The organism is Caulobacter sp. P1_D6 (genome assembly GCF_056406095.1).
The window spans coordinates 45102-68011 of the sequence record NZ_JBFUAW010000042.1; the positions used below are offsets into that span (position 1 = coordinate 45102).

At 68.3% G+C, this 22910-nt stretch carries 21 protein-coding genes, 1 tRNA gene and 1 pseudogene; 8 read left to right on the forward strand and 15 right to left on the reverse strand.

Annotated features, from left to right (window positions below):
- Positions 1-77: 77 nt before the first annotated feature.
- Both AC1DYP_RS20840 and AC1DYP_RS20845 read right to left on the reverse strand, forming a co-directional pair.
- On the reverse strand, positions 78-2195 hold the full coding sequence (locus AC1DYP_RS20840) for a hybrid sensor histidine kinase/response regulator (protein ID WP_477047944.1): 2118 nt from the start codon (positions 2193-2195) through the stop codon (positions 78-80).
- Between the two features lie 104 nt (positions 2196-2299).
- Positions 2300-3589 (reverse strand): Xaa-Pro dipeptidase, encoded by a 1290-nt coding sequence (locus AC1DYP_RS20845; protein WP_477047945.1) that lies wholly within the window; start codon positions 3587-3589, stop codon positions 2300-2302.
- 168 nt (positions 3590-3757) lie between these two features.
- Between AC1DYP_RS20845 and AC1DYP_RS20850 the strand changes: the two genes are divergently transcribed.
- Positions 3758-3844 (forward strand) — tRNA-Leu (locus AC1DYP_RS20850).
- 32 nt (positions 3845-3876) lie between these two features.
- On the opposite strand, the gene AC1DYP_RS20855 is transcribed toward AC1DYP_RS20850, so the two are convergent.
- From AC1DYP_RS20855 to AC1DYP_RS20900, 10 genes and pseudogenes are all read right to left on the reverse strand, one after another.
- A complete protein-coding gene (locus AC1DYP_RS20855) occupies positions 3877-5508 on the reverse strand; it encodes an alkaline phosphatase D family protein (RefSeq protein WP_477047946.1) in 1632 nt (543 codons plus the stop codon).
- Positions 5509-5599: 91 nt separating this feature from the next.
- The gene (locus tag AC1DYP_RS20860) at positions 5600-8773 is read right to left on the reverse strand and encodes an outer membrane beta-barrel protein (protein WP_477047947.1); all 3174 of its coding nucleotides are present in this window, start codon (positions 8771-8773) and stop codon (positions 5600-5602) included.
- Positions 8774-8865: 92 nt separating this feature from the next.
- Positions 8866-9885 (reverse strand): FecR family protein, encoded by a 1020-nt coding sequence (locus AC1DYP_RS20865; RefSeq protein ID WP_477047948.1) that lies wholly within the window; start codon positions 9883-9885, stop codon positions 8866-8868.
- Positions 9854-10456: an RNA polymerase sigma factor gene (locus tag AC1DYP_RS20870; RefSeq protein WP_477031901.1), complete on the reverse strand. Its 603-nt coding sequence runs from the start codon at positions 10454-10456 to the stop codon at positions 9854-9856. Before AC1DYP_RS20870 ends, AC1DYP_RS20865 begins: the two co-directional genes overlap by 32 nt.
- A 172-nt stretch (positions 10457-10628) precedes the next feature.
- Positions 10629-11840 (reverse strand): hypothetical protein, encoded by a 1212-nt coding sequence (locus tag AC1DYP_RS20875; protein ID WP_477047949.1) that lies wholly within the window; start codon positions 11838-11840, stop codon positions 10629-10631.
- A gap of 105 nt (positions 11841-11945) precedes the next feature.
- Positions 11946-12749, reverse strand: coding sequence for a TOBE domain-containing protein (locus tag AC1DYP_RS20880; protein ID WP_477047950.1), 804 nt, complete (start codon positions 12747-12749; stop codon positions 11946-11948).
- 55 nt (positions 12750-12804) lie between these two features.
- Positions 12805-13248: a hypothetical protein gene (locus AC1DYP_RS20885; protein ID WP_477047951.1), complete on the reverse strand. Its 444-nt coding sequence runs from the start codon at positions 13246-13248 to the stop codon at positions 12805-12807.
- Positions 13249-13315: 67 nt separating this feature from the next.
- Entirely contained in the window at positions 13316-13660 is a 345-nt protein-coding gene (locus AC1DYP_RS20890; RefSeq protein WP_477047952.1) for a hypothetical protein, read from the reverse strand.
- A gap of 202 nt (positions 13661-13862) precedes the next feature.
- Positions 13863-14216: a hypothetical protein gene (locus AC1DYP_RS20895; protein ID WP_477031896.1), complete on the reverse strand. Its 354-nt coding sequence runs from the start codon at positions 14214-14216 to the stop codon at positions 13863-13865.
- A 157-nt stretch (positions 14217-14373) separates the two neighbouring features.
- A pseudogene (locus AC1DYP_RS20900) lies at positions 14374-14658 on the reverse strand (LuxR C-terminal-related transcriptional regulator); the annotation flags it as partial.
- 24 nt (positions 14659-14682) lie between these two features.
- Between AC1DYP_RS20900 and AC1DYP_RS20905 the strand changes: the two are divergent.
- A complete protein-coding gene (locus AC1DYP_RS20905; RefSeq protein ID WP_477047953.1) occupies positions 14683-15072 on the forward strand; it encodes a helix-turn-helix domain-containing protein in 390 nt (129 codons plus the stop codon).
- Here AC1DYP_RS20905 and AC1DYP_RS20910 read toward each other — a convergent pair.
- Entirely contained in the window at positions 15069-15851 is a 783-nt protein-coding gene (locus tag AC1DYP_RS20910; RefSeq protein ID WP_477047954.1) for a competence/damage-inducible protein A, read from the reverse strand. The genes AC1DYP_RS20905 and AC1DYP_RS20910 overlap by 4 nt on opposite strands.
- Before the next feature lie 51 nt (positions 15852-15902).
- On the opposite strand from AC1DYP_RS20910, the gene sfsA reads away from it, so the two are divergent.
- The 6 genes from sfsA (at position 15903) to AC1DYP_RS20940 (ending at position 21141) form a co-directional block, all read left to right on the forward strand.
- Complete coding sequence (sfsA, locus tag AC1DYP_RS20915) at positions 15903-16631, forward strand: DNA/RNA nuclease SfsA (protein WP_477047955.1); 729 nt, start codon at positions 15903-15905, stop codon at positions 16629-16631.
- 12 nt (positions 16632-16643) lie between these two features.
- Positions 16644-17474: a type I methionyl aminopeptidase gene (map, locus tag AC1DYP_RS20920; RefSeq protein WP_477047956.1), complete on the forward strand. Its 831-nt coding sequence runs from the start codon at positions 16644-16646 to the stop codon at positions 17472-17474.
- Positions 17475-17530: 56 nt separating this feature from the next.
- The gene (gene radC / locus AC1DYP_RS20925; RefSeq protein WP_477047957.1) at positions 17531-18280 is read left to right on the forward strand and encodes a RadC family protein; all 750 of its coding nucleotides are present in this window, start codon (positions 17531-17533) and stop codon (positions 18278-18280) included.
- 198 nt (positions 18281-18478) lie between these two features.
- The gene (locus AC1DYP_RS20930; protein WP_477047958.1) at positions 18479-19720 is read left to right on the forward strand and encodes a dipeptidase; all 1242 of its coding nucleotides are present in this window, start codon (positions 18479-18481) and stop codon (positions 19718-19720) included.
- A 66-nt stretch (positions 19721-19786) separates the two neighbouring features.
- Complete coding sequence (locus tag AC1DYP_RS20935) at positions 19787-20440, forward strand: lysozyme inhibitor LprI family protein (protein ID WP_477047959.1); 654 nt, start codon at positions 19787-19789, stop codon at positions 20438-20440.
- Positions 20441-20445: 5 nt separating this feature from the next.
- The gene (locus AC1DYP_RS20940; RefSeq protein ID WP_477047960.1) at positions 20446-21141 is read left to right on the forward strand and encodes a lysozyme inhibitor LprI family protein; all 696 of its coding nucleotides are present in this window, start codon (positions 20446-20448) and stop codon (positions 21139-21141) included.
- On the opposite strand, the gene msrQ is transcribed toward AC1DYP_RS20940, so the two are convergent.
- A complete protein-coding gene (msrQ, locus tag AC1DYP_RS20945) occupies positions 21138-21776 on the reverse strand; it encodes a protein-methionine-sulfoxide reductase heme-binding subunit MsrQ (RefSeq protein WP_477047961.1) in 639 nt (212 codons plus the stop codon). The genes AC1DYP_RS20940 and msrQ overlap by 4 nt on opposite strands.
- Positions 21776-22696 (reverse strand): protein-methionine-sulfoxide reductase catalytic subunit MsrP, encoded by a 921-nt coding sequence (gene msrP, locus AC1DYP_RS20950; protein ID WP_477031885.1) that lies wholly within the window; start codon positions 22694-22696, stop codon positions 21776-21778. The genes msrQ and msrP overlap by 1 nt, the downstream gene beginning before the upstream one ends.
- Positions 22697-22910 lie beyond the last annotated feature (214 nt).

Genomic DNA, 22910 nt, shown 5'->3' on the forward strand with positions numbered 1-22910 from the left:
CGCGGCCGGGAGCCGTCCGATTTAGGCGCTGCGGCGCGAAAGGTGAAGCCTGTCCCGCGCAGACAGGTCCGCCGCCCTCAGATCGCGGCGACGCTGGCCGGGTTCAGAGCCCGGCCGATGCCGGTCATCAGGGCGACCGCGTCGACCGGCTTGGCGACATGCAGGTCGGCGCCGGCCGCCAGGGCGTCCTGCCGGTGGTGGTCCATGGCGTTGGCGCTGAGCATGATGATCGGCGTACGCGCGCCGCCGCGCTCGCGTTCGCGGGTTCTGATGACGCGGGTGGCGGCCAGCCCGTCCATCACCGGCATCTGCATGTCCATCAGCACCACGTCGAACAGGCCGGTCTCGAACGCCTCGACGGCCAGGGCGCCGTTTTCGACCACCGTCACCTCCGCGCCGTACGGGGCGAGGATCAGTTGCACGACCTTCTGGTTGACCGGATGGTCCTCGGCCAGCAGCACCCGCAGGCCGTCCGAGCGAGCGAGCGGCGGCGCGGCGACCTCGCGCGACGCGTCGTGATCGGCCGGGCCGCGGGCGCGCGCCAGGGGGATGGTCACCTTGAACAGGCTGCCGCGAGCGGGCTCGGAATCGGCGACGATCTCGCCGCCCATCATCTCGACCAGGGTCTTGCTGATCGACAACCCCAGGCCCGTGCCTCCGAACCGGCGGGTGATGGTGGTGTCGGCCTGGCTGAACCGCTGGAACAGGGTGGCCGCCAGGGCGGGATCGAAGCCGACGCCGGTGTCGGCCACCTCGATGATCAGGCGCGCGGCTTCGTCGACCGGTGCGGGGTCGACCACCGCGATCCGCGCGACGATCTCGCCCTGGTCGGTGAATTTCAGGGCGTTGGACAGCAAGTTGCCCAGCACCTGCTTGATGCGGACGCTGTCGCCTCGGAAGACGCCGCGCGTCTCGCCAAAGCGTTCGACGCGGAAGGCCAGGCCCTTGTCCCCGGCGCGGATGCGCGTGATCTCCAGCAGGCCGCCCAAATCGGCGTCGAGGTCGAAGTCGCGCTCCTCGATGGCCAGGCGTCCGGCCTCGATCTTCGAGACATCCAGGATGTCCGACACCAGCCGCTCGAGGGTCGCGCCGGAGCTCTGGATCAGCTCGACCATCTCGCGCTGGGCCGGCGTCAGGTCGGTCTGGTCAAGGGCGGCGACCACGCCGATCACCCCGTTCAGGGGCGTGCGGATCTCGTGGCTCATATTGGCCAGGAAATCGGTCTTGGCGCGGTTGGCCGCTTCGGCGGCCGACTTGGCCGCCTCGATCTCGGCCTGCTGGCTCAGCCGTTCGGTGACGTCGCGGGCCACGGCGAACACCAGGTCGCCCGAGCGCCGCGCCCGCCATTCCAGCTGACGATAATGGCCCTCGCGATGGCGGTAGCGGTTGATGAAGCCGACCACCTCGTCGTCGAGATTGGCCCGCGCCATCAGGTCCTGGGTCGCGGGCAGGTCGTCCGGGTGAACCAGGGGCTGAAGCGGCGTCCCCTCCAGCATCTCGATGGGGTAGCCCAGGACGTCCTCCCACGCCCGGCTCAGCTTGACGAAATTGCCCCGCATGTCGCGGATGCACAGCATGTCGAGCGAGACGTCGAAGAAGGTCGTCAGGTCGCGCGCCGTCTCCCGCGCCGCCTCGGCGGCTTGCCGGGCCCGGGCCTCGCTGGCGGCCAGGGTCTCTTCGGCGCGCTGGCGGTCGATGGCGATCGCGGCCAGTTCGGCGGCGGCCTCGATGAAGGCGATGTCCTCGCTGTCCGGCGCGCGGATCTGTCGGAGATAGATGGCGAACGTGCCGACCACCGCGCCGCCGGCGGCGACGATCGGTTGCGACCAGCAGGCGGCGAGACCGGCCTGGCCGGCGAGCCTGGCCAGGTCCCTGTAGTCCGCCCACAGGGGATCGGTCTGAATATCCTCGACGATCACCCGGCGTCCCAGGAAGGCGGCCGTCCCGCAGGAGCCGGCGGCGGGCCCGATCTCGGCCCCGTCCAGAGCCTGATTGTAGAAGTCGGGCAGCCCGGGCGCCGCGCCCAGCAGCAGGTGGCGGCCCTCGTCGTCCAGCAGCAGGATGCTGCACAGGATGTCTGGGTCCTCGGCCTCCACCGCCTGGACGATGGCCAGGAGCACGGACGACAGCGGGTTGCCGCCGGCGATCAGCGTCATGGTCCGCCTGAACGCGCGGTGGGCCGAGGTCCGGCTCATGGCTGGGAGGCTCCGAGGAATGACCATCCTGGACTATCACCGCCGCGAAGCCCTGGCGTTAAGTCCAGGCTTCGCGGCGCCGCGACATTCTGAAGCGGCGGAGCTTAAGGCTGCTTGACCACCGCCCCGCCCTTCATCACGAACACCGGCTTCTCCAGGGTCGTGACGTCGCTCAGCGGGTCGCCGGCCACCGCGATCAGGTCGCCGTAGCGGCCGACGGCGACCTGGCCGACGTCCTTCTCCTGGCCCAGGGCCTGGGCGGCGGTGATCGTCGCGGACTGGATCGCCTGCAGCGGCGTCGCGCCATAGCGCACCATGACGGCGAACTGCTTGGCGTTCTGGCCGTGCGGATAGACCCCGGCGTCGGTGCCGTAGACCATCTTCACGCCAGCCTTCAGGGCCCTGCGGAAGTTCTCGCGCTGGATCTCGCCGATGTCGCGATCCTTGCGCAGGTTGTCCTCCAGCACTCCGTTCTTGGCGCCCTCGGCCTGGGTGTAGTCGGTGTTGTAGATGTCCATCGAGAAGTAGGCGCCCTTCTGGACGGCCAGCTTGATCCCCTCGTCGTCGACCAGGCTGACATGCTCGATGGTGTCGACGCCCGCGCGGATGGCGTCCTTGATGCCGGCCGCGCCGTGGGCATGGGCGGCGACCTTCAGGCCGGCCATGTGGGCCTCGTCGACGATCGCCTGCATCTCGGCCAGGGTCAGCTGCTGCTGGCCCGGCTCGTTGCCACGCGAGAACACCCCGCCGGTGGCGCAGATCTTGATCACCCGGGCGCCGTACTTCTTCAGCTCCCGCACGCGCTTGCGGCCCTCGTCGGGGCTGTCGACGTTGTAGGGGCTCTTCTCGTCCATCGACGGCGGGAAGAAGGTCGAGTCGCAGTGACCGCCGGTCGCGCCGATCGCATAGGCGGCGCTGACCACCCGCGGGCCGGGCACGTAACCCTCGTCGATCGCCTCGCGCAGGCCCACGTCGTCGAACTGGGCCGAGCCGACATTGCGCACGGTGGTGAAGCCGGCCTCCAGGGTGACCTTGGCGTTGCGGGTCTGGACCACGCTCCAGAAGGCGTCGCTGTACTGCAGGCCCTGATAGCCGCCGATCTCGGCGACGCTGTCCAAGTGCACGTGCATGTCGATCAGGCCCGGCAGCAGGGTCGCGCCCGGCAGCTCGACCACCTTCGCGCCGGCCGGAACCGCGTCGCCCGCCTTGCCCACCGCCGTGATCCGACCGTCGGTGACCACCACCTGCGGATTGTCCAGGTACTTGCCCGTGGCCACGTCGAGCAGCCGCGCGGCGCGCACCACCTCGACGTCGGCGGCCCAAACCGCGGAGGGGGCCAGAGGCGCGGCGCAGGCCGCCGTCAGGAAAGCCAGAACGGCCAGTTTGCGCTGCATGGTCACGATCCCCCGTCCCCGGACGATCGGGGACGGCGACGCTATCACGCGCCCGCCGAACGTCGAGCCGTAACGGTCAAGTTTCACGCCGGCGCCGCGAACCAGGGCGCCCGGCGCTCGCACGGCCTTGGCGAGACTCTCCCCTCATCCTATACGGGCAGGACCAGCGCGGGCGTGGCGAAACTGGTAGACGCAACGGACTTAAAATCCGTCAGCCGCAAGGCTATGCCGGTTCGACCCCGGCCGCCCGCACCAGCTCCCGACCTAGGCTCGGGGAACTGGCGGACCTAGGCCGCGAACACCTTCCGGCCGCGCTCGACGTGCATGCGGTGGGTTCCCGAAAGCGCGGTGTCGCGGGCCTTGATCGTGTTCATGAACAGCCACTCGCCGGTCACGCGCCGCGGCGTGATGTCGATCATCATGTAGCCCCGCCGGCTGGTGTCCGCCCATTTCAGTTCGGGATTGGCGGCCATGAAGCCTTGGGCGACGACCTTGGGATCGGCTCCGAAATCGCCCTCGGCGCCGCCCGAGGTGACGGCCTGGCCGGCGAACTCGACGCCGGCGGGCCGGCCGTCCTCGACCAGCCCGTAGGCCCAGGCGTTGTGGCTGTCGCCGGCCAGCATCACCAGGTCCGCATCGGCCTGTTGCGCGGCCTTCAGCAGTCGCGACCGCGCCTCCGGATAGCCGTCCCAGCGGTCCATCCACATCGGCAGGCCCAGCTTGGCGGCGCGGATGTTGTTCTTGTAGCCGGCGACCTTGCGCTCGGTGACCTCGGGGCGAAGCCAGCCGACGGCGTCCTGCGGCATCACGGTCCGCCCGATGATGGTGCCCATGCCGACCATCTGCCACGCCGTGGAGCGCGCGTTGGTCTTCAGTTGGTGCGCCAGCCAGCTTTCCTGGGTCGAGCCCAGCATCGTCGCCGAGGGATCGCGCCAGACGCCGTCGCGGAACGCCTTGAGCGCGGCGTCGGGATCGTCCGACCGGAAGGCGGCGCCGATGTCGGCCGGGCGGGTGCGGCCCAGCAGGCGGGATTCGGTGCGGTACAGCGTCGCCAGCGTGCCGATCGGATAGGCCTTCCAGGGCTCGTCCGAGACCGGCATCCACTCGCGATAGACCTGCATCGCGGCGGCGCGGCGGATGTTCCAGTCTCCCTCTGTCGCGGCCTGATGGTTCTGCGCGCCGCCTTCCCAGCTGTCGTTGGCCGACTCGTGATCGTCCCAGAGCGCGACCATCGGCGCCATCTGGTGCAGGCGCTGCAGATCGGGGTCGGCGCGATAGGACGCGAACCGCAGGCGATAGTCGGCGATGGCCAGGATCTCGTGGGCCGGCTCCTGGGACCGCCCTTCGGCCCGGTCGCTCTCGCGGACCGAGGCCAGGCCGTATTCGTAGATGTAGTCGCCGGTGTGCAGCCACAGGTCCAGGTCGGGCCGGGCGGCCGCGTGGCCATAGGCGTTGAACCAGCCCACGGGCAGGTTCGAGCACGAGAACACGCCCAGCTTGAAGCGGGCGACGTCGCCCACAGGCAGGGTCTTGGTGCGGCCGACCGGGGACTTGGTCCCGTCGGGGGCCGCGAACCGATACCAGTAGACCGTTCCCGGCTTCAGTCCGTCGACCGTGATCTTGGCGGTCCAGTCGCGATAGGGGCCGGTGCGGACGACGCCGCCCGAGACCACCTTCGTGAACTGCGGGTCGAGCGCCACCTCGGCCTCGAGCCGGATGACGCCGTCGCCGCTCGCGGGGACGTAGCGCGTCCACAGCAGCATGGCGTCGGGGCCGGGCTCGCCGCTGGCCACGCTGTGGGTGAACCCGGTGGCGCCGATCAGTTCGGCGGCCAGGCCATGGCCGGCCGGCAGAAGGAGCGCGCTCAGCCCGAGCCCGGCGCCGAGAACCATGCTGCGACGATCGATCTTCAGAACCATGACGAGGTCCTCGACTGGAATGCGGGGGGGAGGCAGAAGGAAGAGTGGCCGCGCCGAGGGGAGCCGGCGCGGCCACGGACGGGATCGGCGCCTAGAAGGTGCCCTTGATCCCGACGTTCCACATCGAACCGTAGATGCTGTACTGCTGCACTCGGTCGCGGACGTTGGAGTAGATGACGTCAGGCGCGTTGAAGATGTTCCGCCCGGCCAGCATCACCTCGAAGCTTCGGTTGATCTTGTAGCTGGCGCTGATGTTCCAGAGCTCGCGCGCGGTGTGATAGAGGATGCCGTTGTTGGCGGTGGTCGGCGTGTTGCTCAAGGCGCTGGTGCGATACTTGCCTTGCGCGTTGCCGGTCAGCTGGAAGTCGAAGCGGCCGTTGCTGTAGCGGACGCCCCAGTTGGCGGCCGTCTTGGGCAGGTTCACGCGCTCGCCGTCGGGATCGATCTTGGTGATCGAACCGCGCAGGCCCAGGCCCTTCAGCGCCCCCGGCAGGAAGGTCAGCTGCTGGTCGTATTCCAGGGTCAGGCCCTTGTTGGTGCTGGTGCCCGGCAGGTTCTGCGCGCTGCGGAAGGTGTAGCCGGCGTAGGCGTCGGGATCGTAGCCGACATCCTCGGGATCGACCGTGAGGCCGGTCACCTGCATGTCCTCCACGTCCAGCTGGTAGGCCGAGATGCCGATGATCCCGGAGGGCTCGAGGAAGTACTGCAGGCTGGCGTAGTACTTGGTCGAGTGCTCGGGCTTGAGCAGCGGGTTCGGCACCGTGACGATCTGGTTGTTGTCGTCCACCGAGACGACGCCGCCCAGGTTGCCGTAGTCGGGGCGAAGGATGGATTGGCTGAAGGCCAGTTGACCGACCAGCTTCTTGGTGAGGTCGTACTTGGCCCCGCCGCTGAGGAACCAGTCGTCATACTCGCCGTGCCGCGTGGTGTAGGTCCCGTTTTCGCCGACCCGAGCCTCCGTCTTGGTGTTCTCGAAGCGCAGGCCCAAGTCGAACTGCGCCTTGCCGACGCGGGGCTGGACTTCGACATAGGCGGCGGCGATCTCCTCGCCGACCTTCTTGTTGTTGGCGAACTGGCGCGACAGGTTGCCCGCCGTGTCGGGCACGAAGTACTCGGGGTGCGCCTTGTAGATGTCGTAGACGGCGTAGTTGCTGTCGGCGCGCCAGTTCTGGTCGTTCATGTTGCCCGCGTCGAAACCGAGCATCTTGAACTGGTATTTCTGGGTCCACGGAATGTAGGCCTCGGGAGCCTTCTGGGTCAGGTCGCCGGTCGGGCCGACATACTGGAACTGCTTGTAGGACCCTTCATTGGTCTTCCAGACGTTGGTGCGGGCGCCGGCGCCGGCCAGGACCTTGACCTGCACCTCGCCGATGTTGAGCCGCTGCTTCAGGTCCAGGTAGGCGCTGTACATCTGGTTGTTGGCGTTCGACTGCGACGTGCGGATGTTGTTGCCGATGTCGTCGTCGCGGTTGAAGTTCGACGGCACGCTCCAGTCGCGGCCGGCGGTCTGCTTCAGCGTCCAGGCGTTCGAATCCTGTGACGCGCGGTCCAGGGTGAAGCCGATGCGGGTCAGGTAGCTGTCCGTACGCTGAAAGAAGCCCTCGTCATTGTCCCGAAAGTTGAACTGCGAGCTGGAATAGCTGGTGCGCAGCACGGCCTCGGTCGTGTCGCCCCGGTATTCCAGCTTGGGCGCGAACAGCACCGAGGGCGTGCCGGCGTAGCGGTGGGAATACTGCGTATGCAGGCGGGTGTTGGTCCCGTTGGGATTGACCACGATGTGGGTGGGCGTGGAGTCCGCTGTGGCCCGCAATACCGTCGTCGTGCCGAAGATCAGGTAGGTGTACTGGTTGAAGTACTCGACGTCGTAGAACGAGTAGGTGCTGCGCAGCGACAGCGCCAGTTGGTCGGTTATCTTGTAGTCCACGGAAAGGTTGGCGGCCTTGCGGCTGGTCAGCTTAGGGCCGGGACGCCACATCACCTGGTAGGGCATGACCCGGCCGCCGGGAAGGTAGGACCAGTCGGTCTGGATGCGGTCCTGCTGGACGTAGTTGGCGTTGTAGCTGGCGTTGAACGCGATCCCCAGACGACCGTCCAGGAACACGTCGGCATAGCCGACCTGGGCCGAGGGAAAGATCCGCGCGTGCAGCTTGTCGTCGGGCAGATAGATCCGCGAGAGGCCGGAGTCCGACGTGCCGACGGCGCCGACCTGGAAGCGCAGCAGGCGGCTGGTGCGCTGGAAGGCGTACTTGCTGCGCAGGTTGATGGCGCCGCCGGGGGAGTCGGCGTCCATGTTGGCCTGCAGCGTGTTGTTCAGCTCGATCGAGTCGATGCCGGTGATCGACATCTGCTCGAACGAGTTCTGGCGGCCGGAGTTGTTGTTCGACGTGGCCGTCGCCATGCGGGCGCCGTCGGTGGTGAAGGTCGAGTACTTCGGGTCCAGGCCGCCGATGCGCACCGCGGTGGCGTCGACCTCGGTGTAGTCGATCGAGATGCCCGGCATGTTCTTCATGAACTCGCCCACGTCGCCCATGGTCAGGGCGCCGAAGTTGTCGGCGGCGACCACGTTCTTGGCGTTGGTCGAGGCGCGGCGCTCCATGATGGCGCCGGCCTGGCCCTCGCGGCGGGCGACGATCATGACCGCCTCCACCTCGCCGTCCCTGGCGGCGTAGGACTGCGGGCTCAGCGCGACGTCCAGGTTCGCTTGCTGGCCGGCGGTCACCGCCACGACGACCTTGGTCTCCTGCAGGCCGGTGTACTTGACCACGACGGTGGCCTCGCCGCTCGGCACGCCGGCGAGGCGGAAGTCGCCGCCGTCCTCGGAGAAGGCGACGATCGTCGTGCCTTCGACACGGATCTCGGCGTTACGGACGTACTCGCCGGTCGCGGTGTTGAGGATGCGGCCGCGCACGACGCCGACGCCGGCCTGGGATTGGGACGGGGCATCGTTCGACGCCCCGGGGCCGGACGATCGCAGGGTGATGATCTGGCCGTCGTCGGTGTCGATCTGCAGCGGCGTGCCGGCGATCAGCAGGCGGAGCGCCGCGCGGACGTCCATCCGGCCTTTGACGGCGGGGGTCCGAACACCCTCCAGGTTCCGTGCGGGCGCCACGATCTGCACCTGCCCCTGGCGCGCCAGTTCGGGAATGGCGCGAACGGCGGCCTGGGCCGGAATGTCGAAGACGCGCTCCTGCGCATAGGCCGGCGCGGCGACCGCGAGCGCCACGACGGCGGCCCCGCAGGCGAGGACGGAAAGACGAGAATTCATTGGCTGGTAGCCCCCAGTCATCGCGTTAGTCGCGAGGTTCGGGGGTTAAGAGCCGTCAGTCGGCGGCTTCCACTATCGGTAACAAAAACTTCTTATTGCGCGGCGGAACCCTGGGACGCGGCGCGGGTCAGGACGACGTCGTCGCCGTCCTGTTCCAGCCTGGCGTCGAACACGCGCGCGATGGCGCGGCTGAAGCCCACGGGGTCGTTGGCGGCGAACAGGCCGGTCACCGGTTCACGCGCCAGGCCCGCGTCGCGGATCTGGATCCGTGTCCCGCTGTAGCGCGCAAAGGTGTCCGCCGCCTGCTTCAGGGTCTCCCCCTCGAAGGCCAGCTTGCCCTCGCGCCAGGCCAGCTCGCGGGTGACCGTCTCCGGGGTGATCGCCTGGGGACGCTCGACCGCGGAGCCGGCGGGATCGGACAGGATCAGCCGCGTGTTGTCCCTGAGCGCCAAGACGCCGGTCGAGGCGGACGGCCGCGCGGCCGCGACATCGACCCGCCCCTGATTGACCAGTACATCGACCGGATCCTGGTCGAGCTTGCGGACCCGGAAGCCGGCCTGCACCGTGCTGAGGCGGCGACCGTCCACCTCGACGATGAACGGGCGCTCTTCATCGCGCGCCACCGAGAAATAGGCCTCGCCCTTGAGCAGGGTAACCAGGCGCTCGCCCTTGCTGTACCTGACCCGGATCCTGGTCTCGGTGTTCAGCAGCACCGTCGAACCGTCCTTGAGCGGCGCCAGGCGGATCTCGCCCCGCTCGGTGCTGATGACGGCCCCGGCGGCCGGCATGCCGACGCCGAGCGCCACCAGGGAGGCCGCGGCGGCCGCTCCCCCCGTCCAGGTCAGCGCCTGGCGACGGGACACGCCCGCCAATCGCGAGCGCTTCGGCTCCTCGAAGGCGATCGGGTCGAAGCTGGATCCGAGCGCCTGGGCGGACTCGCTGATCATCGACACGGCGCGGGCGCGCAGCAACGCGCCCTTGCTGCGTGGATCCCCACTCAGCCAAGCCTGGAACGCCTCTTCTCCCTCCGGGGACAGCGGCCCACGATCCAGCCGCGCCGTCCACTCGGACGCCGCCTGATCAATGTCTCGACTGGTGTCTCGCTCGGCCATCTATCGAGGCAATCTCCGCTTCCGTATTCCTAGAGGTTTGGGACCGCTTGTTTCCGCTACGCCCGAACCAATCAATCAAGAATAGGATGCCTCGTGAAATATGGGTCTCGACCGTATTCTCGGATATCCGCATCTGCGCCGCAATCTGCCGCTGCGGCATGCCCTGGACCCGGCGAAGGACAAAAGCCTCGCGGGTCTTGAGGGGCATCGCCGCGATCGCCCGGGCCAACTGGCGTAATTCGTCCCGGTCTATCGCGTGCTGCTCGGGCGAGGCCGCGTCGTCGAAATGCTCGAGCCGTTCCAGATCGTCGACTGTGTGGATCGGCACGATTCGCGCGCGACGGACGTGACGCATGATGACCGAGCGCGCGACCTGGAACAGGTAGGCGCGCGGATGACGAATGGCGTCCACGGACTCCAGCTCGGCCAGGATCGTATAGGCCTCCTGGATGACGTCGTCAGGATCGACTCCCGACGGCGTGCTGCGCGAAAGCCAACCTCTGAGCGCGGGCTCGTGAGGCAGGATGTTCCGCAGGAACCACCGTGTTCTTTGCCTGTCGGCGCCGCTCATCCCTGACCCGTTGGTTGGACATTGCGCTGGCGGAGCGGTCCAGCGTCGGAAGCGACGAGACAGCGCCGCTTCGGTTCGACGCCCTGCCTAGACGCCAATTGTGACACTCAATCCTCTTTGCACGCGGGCGGACGATCTCGGAGGTTTCCAACCTCCGGTCGCGCGTCGAAACTCACGGTGCGGTCGACGCTTTCGCCAAGGCGTCCCGCTCCTGCGCCGTCACCGGGGCGAGCGGCTTTCGCGCGTCGCCGGTCCAGCGCATCAGCGTCAGGTCGGCGGTCTGCTTGCCTTCGACCTTGGCGTTCACGGCGGCGTAGAACAGTCCATGGCCCACGGGCTGGAGGCCGACATCGGCCTTCTGGTTCCATCCGCGGACGCCCGTGGCGGCGTCCTTCAGGCCCTCGTCGGCCAGCGCCAGCGTCGGCCCCTGCTCCCATCCCTTGCCGCCGGGGCCGGGCACGCCGAAGAGGTCGGCCAGCACAGGCTTCTCGCGGGCCTCGACGGCGAACAGCAGGTAGTTGGGAAAGGTCGTCTTCTGGCCCTGGTACACGCCCATGAACCAGCGCCGCTGGGTCTCGTCATAGGCCAGGTTCTGCACGCCGTAGCGCGTGTTGCCGGTGCGCACGAAGACCTTGCCGTGCACGGCGGCGGGACCGTTGTGGTGGGGCGCGGCCTCGGTCAACGGGCTGGCGTAGCGAGCCCAGTCGGCGATGTCGTATTGCAGCAGCACCTGATGATCGTTGTCGGTGCGCGTGGTGGCGCCATAGATCCCGTAGGCCACGGTCAGATAGCGCGTGCCGTCGGTACGGCCGAACTCGGGGCCGAAGCTCACCCCGTCGATGCCTGAGCAGTCGTAGCGGTGATCGGGCGAGGCGACGACGTCGCCCTTGAACTTGCCGTCGTCGCCTTCGAAGACCCCGTCGCCGTTCAGGTCGGCGGCGTAGTCCTTGACCACCTCGGGCAGATAGACCGTGCGGAAGATCTCGGTCTTGCCGGCCTCGACGCCGACCCGGTCCAGCCGGCCCACGTCGATCACGGCGATGTAGAAGGCCTTGTCTTCCTTGTACTCCAGCGAGCCGTACACCTTGCCGTCGGCCGGGTTGAAATCGAGGTCGCCCAGGTGGCCCGTCCAGCCGACGAGCGTGCCGATCAGCTTGCCGCTGAAATCGTACTTCGCGAGCAGATTGGTGAACGAATAATAGATGTAGCCGCCCCGGACATCGACGGCGACGCCCTGCACGTGGCCCGACGGCCAGACGCCGCCGTTCTGCTTGAGCGGCAGATTGGCCGCGCCGCCCAAGGCGACGGGGTCGGCGAGCGCGGGACTCGCGACGCCGAGGACGAGAACCGCGAGCGCCGTGGCGAGACGGTGACGATCGAACATGATGGAGGGCCCCGCTTTTTCGTTGGGGCGGGGCTAGCGGGCCACTGTGACAGGCGCGTGAAATCCGTGACGGTTTGGCCGCGCGGCATCAGTTAGGCGTCGGTCCTAGTCGACCGCGAGGATGACGTGCGAGGCCTTGATCAGCGCCTGGGCTCGGGCGCCGACCTTGAAGCCCAGGGCTTCGCCGCTGCCGCGCGTGATCGTGGCCGTCAGGGTTTTTCCAGGCTCCATCTCCAGCACGACCTCGTCATTGACCGCCCCCTCGTCATGGCGGATCACCGTGCCGGCCAGGCAGTTGCGGGCGGAGGTCCGCAGGCCTTCGTCGCCCTGGGCCACGATCACGAAGCTCGACTTGATCAGGGCGATGGCCTCCCGGCCCGGCGTCAGGCCCAGGTCCGCCACGCTGTCGCGGGTGACGATGGCGACGATGACGACGCTGGGCGAGATCCTCAGAGTCACCTCGGCGTTGACGGCGCCGTCGGTGACGGTCTCGACGACGCCCCGCAGGGCGTTTCGGGCGCTGGTCTTCATGCCAAAACTCCAGATCAGGGATTTCAGATCGACGTCCGCGCCGCCGAGCGCCTCTTCCAGCTGTCCGACCAACTGGCTCAGCCCGTCCTCGACCTTGACGTAGGCGGCCAGGACCGCCTCGCCGGCCGGCGTGACCTGGGCCGCCCCGCCCTGGCGACCGCCCGTCTGGGCGGTGACCAAGGGCCGCTCGAACAGGTTGTTCAGCGCCTGGACCGCGTCCCAGGCGCCCTTGTAGCTGAGCCCCACCTCCTTGGCCGCGGCGGTGATCGAGCCGTGGTCCTGGATGGCCGTCAGCAGCCGGATGCGATCGGGCCCGACGCGGGACGCGGGGCCCTTGCGCAGCTGGAGGACGGCCTGGACGGGAAGCGATCGGGTCATGGGCAATCTATGCGTCAAGCCACGCCGGGGCGCCAATCGCGAACCACGCCCACGCTCAGGCCTTCCTGGATCTCCATCGCCCCCAGCCGGCCTGCGCCACGCCGACCGCGAAGGCGACCAGCTCGGCGTCGCTCCACAGGTAGTAGGCGGAGAAGAAGCTCCACTGCATCAGCGTCCGGTCGATCATGAAGGCCACGTGGGTCAGCACGACCAGCAACTGGAAGGCGGTCATGAACAGGATCCAGACCCGGCGCTCGAACGTGCAGAGGAAGATCAGGATCAGCAGGTAGACGATGTCGACCGTGAAGATCCCCCACTGCACGCCGACGCGGTCGGAGGTCTGGACGGCGGCCGAGATGAACCAGGCGGCGACGGTGGCCGCGGCCAGCCAGCGCTCCAGCCGCCGCCCGATCAGCAGGGCCAGCGCGCAGACCGCCAGCATCGCCAGGGCCGCTATCTGGGTCGGCAGGATCGAGAAGAGGTCGTAGAACTGAGACATGCCGCCCCCGCGCCAGGAGCGACATGTGTCTCATGAATCGAGGCCCCGCCAAGGACCTTCGGCGCGGCTAGACCCTCTGGACCTCGCGCAGGTGGCCGGTGGGCGGGACGCCCCCCTCGGTCTTGTCGCCGCCGCCCACCAGGGTGACGCGCCGCAGCCCGACCTGATCCCGGGCTTCGGCCAGGGCCTCATGGGCGGCGATCAGCGAGCGGCGGGCGTGGGCCATGCCGGAGGCGGCCTCCAGCACGCGATCGACGGCCTGCTGACCCACGCCGACGGCCAGGCCCGCCTCGAGACGCGCGCGCGGCATGGCGGCGATCAGGTCGCCCATCAGGGCCAGGGTGGTGTCGACGGCCTCCTCGGTGGTGAACAGGCGGCTGGCCAACTGCTCGGCGACGATGCGACGTTTCATGTGACGGTCTCCCCGCGCCCTCGGGCGCATTGCTGAACGGACGGCGGACGCCCGGCGCCCGTGCGGGGTTCAGCCCCGGGGGATCAGCCGTAACGCAAGTGTTGGAAGAAGTGGGCCACTTGCCGCGTCCCCAGCAGCGCGCCGATCAGCAGGCTGCAGGCAGCGGCTATGGCGAGGACGACCAACACCCGCATCGCGGGGTTCAGGACATGATCGTACCGTCCGCCCATTTCTCGTGAAAAGCTTCGTCCAGGACCGTGGCCGCGATGATCAGGATCTCGCGCAGCACCATCTCCGGCGGCTTGGGGCTGGCCTCCTTGCGCACCGCCGAGACCAGGTCGCGGACCATCGGCGCCAAGTCGTCGGGCGCCAGGCTCAGCAGTTGTCGCTCCAGCTCCGTCCAGGCGAATACCGGCATCGGCGGCCGGTTCAGCAACGGCGGCCAGTCGCGGTCGAAAGTCTCCACCGCGTCGCGGATCTGCAGCGCCTTGCGGACCAGCAAGCCCAGGCGAGCCCCCGCCAGATTGGTCGCCTCGTTGTCGTTCATCACGCTCATGATCACTGTCTTCGTCCGCCTCTTGGGATGTCGAGACGGCAGCAGACGGCGGCGGCGGGACGGACGACAGTCCCATTGAGTCGGGGTGGGATTCAGTCCCATAGCCGGGCCCATAGCCGGGCGCGGCGTTTTCGTGGGCGCTCAGCACCCGGGCCGCGGCGCGGCGGCCGCTGACGCCCAGCTTGCGGCAGGCGCTTTCGACCAGGGCGTCGGCGCGCGACTTGGAGACGCCCATCAGCGGGCCGATTTCCTTGGAAAGCCTGTGCTCGGCGACCCAGCGCAGAGCCTCGCGCTCACGCTGGGTGAGCAGCTCGATATTGGGAGCCGCGGGGATCGAAGGCCTGTCCATCACGCTCGACGTCGATACGGCGGACACCCGACGCGCCGCGCAAGGTGCAAGAATGCATTGCGGCCGGCCAAGGCCAAGCCGATAGTTCCACATCGCCCTCTGTGTGTGGAACCCACCTTGAACACGCCGACCGGTCCCGACCCCATCGACGTCGCGGTTGGAACCCGCATTCGGGTTCAGCGGCGACACATGAAGATCAGCCAGGACGAACTGGCCCAGGTGTTGGGCCTGACCTTCCAACAGGTGCAGAAATACGAACGCGGCACCAATCGGGTCTCGGCCTCGATGCTGGTGCGCATCGCCGCGAAGCTGCAGACCACGGTCGGCAGCCTGGTGGGCGAGGACATGGTGGCCGAACAGGACGTGGCCATGCTGACGGCGCTTTCGACGCCGGGCGCCATCGACCTGCTGCGGGCCTACAGCCAGGCCACCCCGAAGGGCCGCAAGACCATCCTGACCGTGGCCAAGACCCTGGTCGAACCGGACGAGACCGCGGGCGCGGCCTAGGCGGCTCCCGCCTCCAAGCGCTCGATGCCCTTGACGCCGACGTCGGTCAGCGCCGCCACCAGCTCTTCCACCGCCACATCGACCTCGGCTGGATCGCGGCCGCGGATCACCAGGCTGGCGCCGTAGACGTCGGGCGGAGCGAAGAACGGGTAGCTGCCGATCGACAGGTCCGGATGGACCTTGGCCACCGCTTCCAGCGGCGCGGCGATCGTGCCCTCGCCGGTGCCGGTGACGCGGACGGTCCTGCTGATCACCACCGCACCGGTGCGCAGGCGCGGGCCTACGTCGTCCAGCATGCCGCGCATGATCGCCGGCACGCCCGCCAGGACGAAGACGTTGCGGATCTGGAAGCCGGGCGGCCCCTGGACCGGGTTCTTCACCAGCGTGCCGCCCTCGGGCACGTGGGCCATGCGCCGGCGCGCGGCGTTGGGCTCGCCCCAGCGCTCGCGCAGCAGGGCCATGATCTCGGGATGCTCGGGCGCGGTGACGCCGAACGCCTTGGCCACCGAGTCGGCGGTGATGTCGTCGTGGGTCGGGCCGATGCCGCCCGTGGTGACCACGTAGTCGTACCGGGTCCGCAGGGCGTTGACCGCGTCGACGATCTCCTGCTCGACGTCGGGCACGATCCGCACCTCGCAGACATCGACGCCGTAGGTGGCCAGGTACTTAGCGATGGCGTTGAGGTTCACGTCCTGGGTGCGGCCCGACAGGATCTCGTCGCCGATGATCAGAACCGCCGCCGTCACGCGCTCGCCACTCTTGTCTTGGGTGGTGGTCATGACTGCGATCCCCTACATCCGAACATCTTCGCTGTCCGACTTAAGGCCCCCATGCTTCTCCCGCAACCGATGGCGCGCGGCGTCATCGTCCAGCGCTACAAGCGCTTCTTCGTCGACATGGTGCTGGACGACGGGCGCGAGATCACCGCGCACGTGCCCAATCCCGGCGCCATGCTGGGGCTGAAGGATCCGGGTCTGGCCGCCTGGGTGTCGTGGTCGGGCGATCCCAAGCGCAAACTTCCGTGGACGCTGCAGCTGGTGGAAGCCGACGACGGGCTGGTCGGGGTCAACACCATGAACCCCAACAAGCTGGTCGCCGAGGCCCTGGCGGCCGACGCGATTCCCGAGCTGTCGGGCTACGCGGTGATCCGGCCGGAGGTGAAGTACAGCGAAGCCAGCCGCGTCGACTTCCTGCTGACCCATCCCGACCGGCCGCCCTGCTGGCTGGAGGTCAAGAACTGCCATTACCGCCGCGACGGGACCCTGGCCGAGTTCCCCGACTGCGTCGCCGCCCGCAGCGCCAAGCACCTGAAGGACCTGGCCGCCGAGGTCGCCAAGGGCGCGCGGGCCGTGCAGTTGTTCGTGATCCAGCGCACCGACTGCGACAGCTTCGCGGCCTGCGAAGACCTGGATCCGGTCTACGCCCGGGGTTTGAGCGACGCGGCGGCAGCGGGCGTTGAAGTTCTGTGCTATCGTTGCGACATAAGCCCTGACGAAATTCGCATTTCCCGGCGCATCCCCCATCTCCCGCCTAGGGGGCGGGACGCACCGACAGTTTGAGACCAGACCGCCATGACCCTTGAAGACACGGTTGAGATCGAAGCCGAAACCCGCACCGGCGCGATCAAGATCCACAAGCCCGCCGACTTCGAAGGCATGCGCAAGGCCGGCAAGCTGGCCGCCGAGTGCCTGGACATGCTGGTCCCGCACGTCAAACCCGGCGTGTCGTCGGACTATCTGGACACCCTGGCCCGCGAGTTCATCCTAGACCGCGACGCCCTGCCGGCCTGCCTGTTCTATCGCGGCTATCCCAAGACGGTCTGCATCTCGCGCAACCACGTGGTCTGCCACGGCATCCCCGGCGAGTGGGCGCTGCGCGAAGGCGACATCGTCAACATCGACGTGACCGTGATCGTCGACGGCTGGCACGGCGACACCTCGCGGATGTACGGCGTCGGCGAAGTCGGGCCGCGCGCCCGCCGCCTGGTCGAGATCACCTACGAGGGCATGAAGCGCGGCCTGGACGCGGTTAAGCCGGGCGCGACCCTGGGCGACATCGGCTACGCCATCCAGTCCTACGTCGAGGCGCAACGCTGCTCGGTGGTGCGCGACTTCTGCGGCCACGGCCTGGGCAAGGTGTTCCACGACGCGCCGAACATCCTGCACTTCGGCCGCCCTGGTCAGGGCGCGGTGCTGAAGCCGGGCATGTTCTTCACCGTCGAGCCGATGGTGAACCTGGGCAAGCCGGCGGTGAAGGTGCTGGGCGACGGCTGGACGGCGGTGACCCGCGACAAGTCGCTGTCGGCCCAGTGCGAGCACTCGATCGGCGTCACCGAGGACGGCTACGAGGTGTTCACCGCCTCGCCGACGGGTCTGTTCCAGCCCGCGATCCTGGGCGGCTGAGACTCGACAACCCCCAATTGATCTGACCTACTTCCCGCTCGCATGACGGGGGCGGGATGGTCAGCGGCAGATCACTCAGGGCGACAGATCCCAGGGCCACGGGCGTCGCGGACGCCGCCCCGACCAAGCCGGCGCCCAGCCACGCTTTGGGCCACCGCGAACGCCTGCGCGAGCGGGCCAAGGCCGGGGGCCTCGCCGCCCTGCCCGACTACGAACTGCTGGAGCTCTATCTCTTCCGCACCTTCGCCCGGGGCGACGTCAAGCCGATGGCCAAGGCGCTGCTGGCCCGGTTCGGCTCGTTCGGCGCGACGATCTCGGCCTCGATCGAGGAGCTGAAGACCGTGACCGGCGTCGGCGAGAGCGCGGCGGTCGACATCAAGCTGCTGCACGAGGCCGCCTTGCGAGCCGGCCGCGACAAGATCGCCAAGCGGCCGGTGATCTCGTCCTGGACGGCTCTGCTGGGCTATGTCCGCGTCGCGCTGGCCAACGAGCCGCGCGAACAGTTCAGGGTCCTGTTCCTCGACAACAAGAACCAGCTGATCGCCGACGAGGTGATGAACCACGGCACGGTCGACCACGCCCCGGTCTATCCGCGCGAAGTGATGCGCCGGGCGCTCGAGCTGTCGAGCAGCAACATCATCCTGCTCCACAACCATCCCAGTGGAGACCCCACGCCGTCGCGACCCGACATCGAGATGACCAAGCAGATCGTGGAGGCCGGCAAGGCGCTGAAGATCAACGTCCACGACCACCTGGTGGTCGGCCGCGACGGCGTGGCCAGCTTCAAGGCGTTGGGGCTGTTCTAAATAGCCCTCCCCCTGTGGGGGAGGTGTCGGCGCGGCCGACGGAGGGGGAGTGTTCTGGGCTCGGATGCGGCGCTATCGACCCGAAAAATCCCCCCACCGATCGCTTTGCGGTCACCTCCCCCACAGGGGGAGGAACAGCTTGACCCCGCCGTCCCTATCCCCGAGCGTGGCCGTCGTAATCCTTGCGTCGGAGCCAAGATGTCCCGCCTGCTGACCGTTCTCCTCGGCTCCGCCGCTCTCGCCCTCGCCACGACCGCCTCCCCTCTCGCGAGTTGGGCCGCCGACGCTCCGGTCTCGAAAGCCGACCGGGCGCTGCACGAGAAGGTCCTGACCCTGGACACCCACCTCGACACGCCCGAGCACTTCGCGCGCAGGGGCTGGAGCATGGTCGACCGTCACGAGGTCAAGGTCGACGGCACCCAGGTCGACCTGCCACGCATGGATGCCGGCGGCCTGGATGGCGGGTTCTTCGTGATCTACACCGAGCAGGGCCCCCTGACCGCCGAGGGCTATCGCGCGGCGCGCGACGTCGCCCTGGAGCGCGCCACCGAGATCCGCGAGATGGTCGCGGCCCATTCGGACAAGTTCGAGCTGGCCTACACCGCCGACGACGCCGAGCGGATCAACAAGGCCGGCAAGAAGTTCGTCTTCCAGAGCATCGAGAACAGCTGGCCGATCGGTGAGGACCTCACCCTGATGCAGACCTTCCACGCCACCGGCGTGCGGATGGCCGGACCGGTGCACTTCAGGAACAACCAGTTCGCCGACAGCTCGACCGACAAGCCGATCTGGCACGGCTTCTCGCCGCTGGGCCTGCGCTGGCTGGCCGAAGCCAACCGGCTGGGCATACTGATCGACGTCAGCCACGCTTCGGACGACGTGGTCGACCAGGCGGTGCAGCTGTCGAAGGTCCCGATCATCGCCTCCCACTCCGGCGCCAAGGCGATCTACGACCACGCCCGCAATCTCGACGACACGCGACTGAAGAAGATCGCCGACGCGGGCGGGGTGATCTGCATCAACTCGGTCTATCTGAAGAACACCAACGCCAGTCCCGAGCGCCTGGCGGCCCTGAAGGCCTTGGGAACGGCGGCCGACAGCGAGACGGCGACCGAGGCCGAGATGGTGGCTTATCTGAAGAAGCGCGCCGAGGTGGACGCCAAGTTTCCGCCGGTCCGCGCCAGCTTCGAGGACTTCATGGCCAGCCTGACCCACACCCTCAAGGTGGTCGGGCCCGAGCACGTGGGCATCGGCGCCGACTGGGACGGCGGCGGCGGCGTGGCCGGCTTCGAGGACGTCGCCGACCTGCCCAAGGTCACCGCCCGGCTGAAGGCGGCCGGCTACACCGACGCCGACGTGGCGGCGATCTGGGGCGGCAACGTGCTGCGCATCGTGCGCCAGGCCCAGGACTACGCGGCCAAGCAGACCGCCGCGAAGTAGCTCGCGCTTTCGAATAACGCGGTTCTCGGTTAGCCTCTCCCGGCGTCGTTTGGAGGGGCTCTCCGCATGGTCCGTGTCACGCTCTGGGTCGGCCTTGCCGCCCTGCTTTGCCTTGCCGCCCCGACGGCGAGCTGGGCCGCCAGTTTCGACTGCGCCAAGGCCGGCACGCCCACCGAGAAGGTGATCTGCAAGGATCCCGCGGTCTCCAAGCTGGACGACCAGGTGGCCGCGGCCTTCAAGGCGGCCCAAGGCCTGTGGCCGGCCGGGAACTGGTCGACCTACATCCGCACCGAACAGCGGGAATGGCTGAAGGACCGCAACGAGATCTGCAAGGCCGACGCCGCCTGCCTGAAACAGGACTACGAGCGCCGCCTGACTTTCCTGACGCATCCGAGCCTGAAGTGGACGGGCCGATACGTCGCCGGGCGCTGCCCGCACGACGGGGTCTATCTGGACGTGACGCAGCGCTATCCCGAGGCGGGGATCGACGTCCTGCTCTACATCTGCCCCGAGCCGAAGGGGAGCGTGTTCCTGCAGGCCGACGGCGACGTGGACGCTTCGGGGAAGCTGAGCTTCGAGGACGCCGGCTGTCCGCGCGTCCTGGCCTTCACGCAGGACACCGCGACCCTGTCCGCGCCCAAGACCGAGCGGTGCGCCATGGGGACCGACTTGAAGGTCTTCCGCCGCGACCCGGTAAAGTCGCCCTATCTGTCGGAGTAGGCGCCATGAGCTTTTTTGGGACCCGCGTCGCCCCCGTCCTCGCCGGACTTCTGCTGCTCCTGGTGGCCGCCCCCGCGACCGCCGCCAGCTTCGACTGCGCCAAGGCCCGCACCAAGGTCGAGAAGCTGATCTGCAACGACCCGCGGCTGTCGCGCCAGGATGAGGACCTGGCCAAGGCCTATGGCGAGGCCCTGGAACTCTGGGACGGCCAGATCGCCGCCTATGTGAAGATGAACCAGCGCGGCTGGGTCGGCTCGCGCGCCTTGGAGACGCCCGGGATGAGCGGGGGCGGCATCCTTTGCGAGGACGACGAAACCGCCCTGCCCTGCCTGCGGACCATCCACGCCGACCGCATCGCGGTGCTGAGGAGTCCGGGCTTCCGGCTGAGCGGGGTCTATGCGCGCGGGCAGGACTTCCTGAGCATCAAGCCCGTCCCGACCGGCCTGACCTTCGGCTACATGCTGGCCGACCCGAACGCCGCCCAGGGCTTCACCGACGACACCCAACCAGTGAAGGTGGCGCCGGGCCAGACAATCACGAGCTTTCCGCTGACCGGGACGGGCCCGGACGCCTGCCGACTGGACGCGTCGTTCACCGTCGACACCGTGCTGCTGACCCAGAAGGGCCCGTGCGGCGGGGCGAAGCTGGGCGGGTGGTGGAAGCGGGACCAGACGCGCGATCCGGAGGCGGAGCTGTTCTAGGACCGCGTCCGCCTTTGCCACGCATCCCAGAACCGCCACAGCATGAGCGCCGTGAGGATCGCCGCATAGACTAGCGGCGGCCGGTGGTCGGCCTTCACCAACAGGTAGTAGTGGGCCACGCCCAGCGGCACGATCAGATAGATCAGCCAGTGGATCCGTTGCCAGGTCGCCCGGCCCAGGCGCCGGATCATGCCGTTGGTCGAGGTCACGGCCAGCGGGATCAGCAACACGAAGGCGGCCATGCCCAGGGTGATGAAGGGCCGCTTGAGGATGTCCTTCACCAACTGCCCCCAGTCGAAGAACAGGTCGACGCCGATGTAGGTCAGCAGGTGCAGGCAGATGTAGCTGAAGGCGAACAGGCCGATCGTCCGGCGAAAGCGGACCAGACGCGGCTTCCTCAGGATCCGCGCGGCCGGGGTGATCGCCAGCCCGACCAGCAGCAGCCGCAGGCCCCAGACGCCGATCTGGCGGATCAGGGTCTCGATCGGATTGGCCCCCAGGTCGTCGCTGAACACGCGCCAGGCCAGCCAGACCAGGGGCGCGAAACAGGCCAGCCAGACGGCGGCGTAGACCAGGTTGTCCCGGGTCTTGGAGGGGCGCTTGCTCTTGGCCGCCCGCTTCACCGAGGCGTCCATCAGAAGTTCCGCTTCAGGTCCATGCCGCGATAGAGGTCGGCGACATACTGGCCATAGCCGTTGAACGGCAGGGTCTCGCGGCGACGGAACTCGCCGATCCGGCGCTCGGTGGCCTGGGACCAGCGCGGGTGATCCACGGCCGGATTGACGTTGGAGTAGAAGCCGTACTCGCGCGGGGCCAGGAGGTTCCAGGCGGTGACGGGCATCTTCTCGACCAGGCTGATCCGCACGATCGACTTGGCGCCCTTGAAGCCGTACTTCCACGGCACGACCAGCCGGACCGGCGCGCCGTTCTGGTTGGGCAGGACGTCGCCGTACAGGCCCACGGCCAGGATGGTCAGCGGGTGCGTCGCCTCGTCGATCCGCAGGCCTTCACGATAGGGCCACTGCAGGGTGTCCCAGCGCTGGCCCGGCATCTCGGACGGCCGCATCAGGGTCTCGAAGGCGACGAACTTGGCTTTCGAGGTCGGTTTCACCTGGGCCAGCAGGTCCTTGAGCGGGAAGCCCACCCAGGGGATCACCATCGACCAGCCCTCGACGCAGCGCATGCGGTAGATGCGCTCCTCCAGCTTGTTGGCCTTGATCAGATCGTCGATCGCGAAGCTGGCCGGCTTCTCGCACTCGCCGTCGACGCGGACCGTCCAGGGGCGGGTCTTGAGGGATCCGGCGTTCTCGGAAGGGTCCTCCTTGTTGACCCCGAATTCGTAGAAGTTGTTGTAGCTGGTGATGTCCTTCTTCGGGGTTGGCTTCTCCGTGGTCGAGAAGCCCGGGCTGTAGGCCAGGTCCCGCGCGCCGGCCGCTCCGGCCGCGCCCAGCAGACCCAGTCCTGCCGCCCCGCCGATGAACTCCCGCCGCCGCAGGTACAGGCTCCGGTCGGTGACGTCGTTGTCGGTCAGGTCGGGGGCGTGGCGGATCAGCATGGGCGGGCTCCGAGGGACTACCTTGGAAGATACGTATGATCAGGGGGAATGGTTACAGGCTGCGCACGACTTCGTTCAAAAAGGCCCTCCCCCTGTGGGGGAGGCGACCGAAGGCCGGTGGGGGGAGTTGTCGGATCGTCGATCCGGGTCGAAGCCGGCTGCCGATCACTCCCCCCTCCGTCGGCTTCGCCGACACCTCCCCCACAGGGGGAGG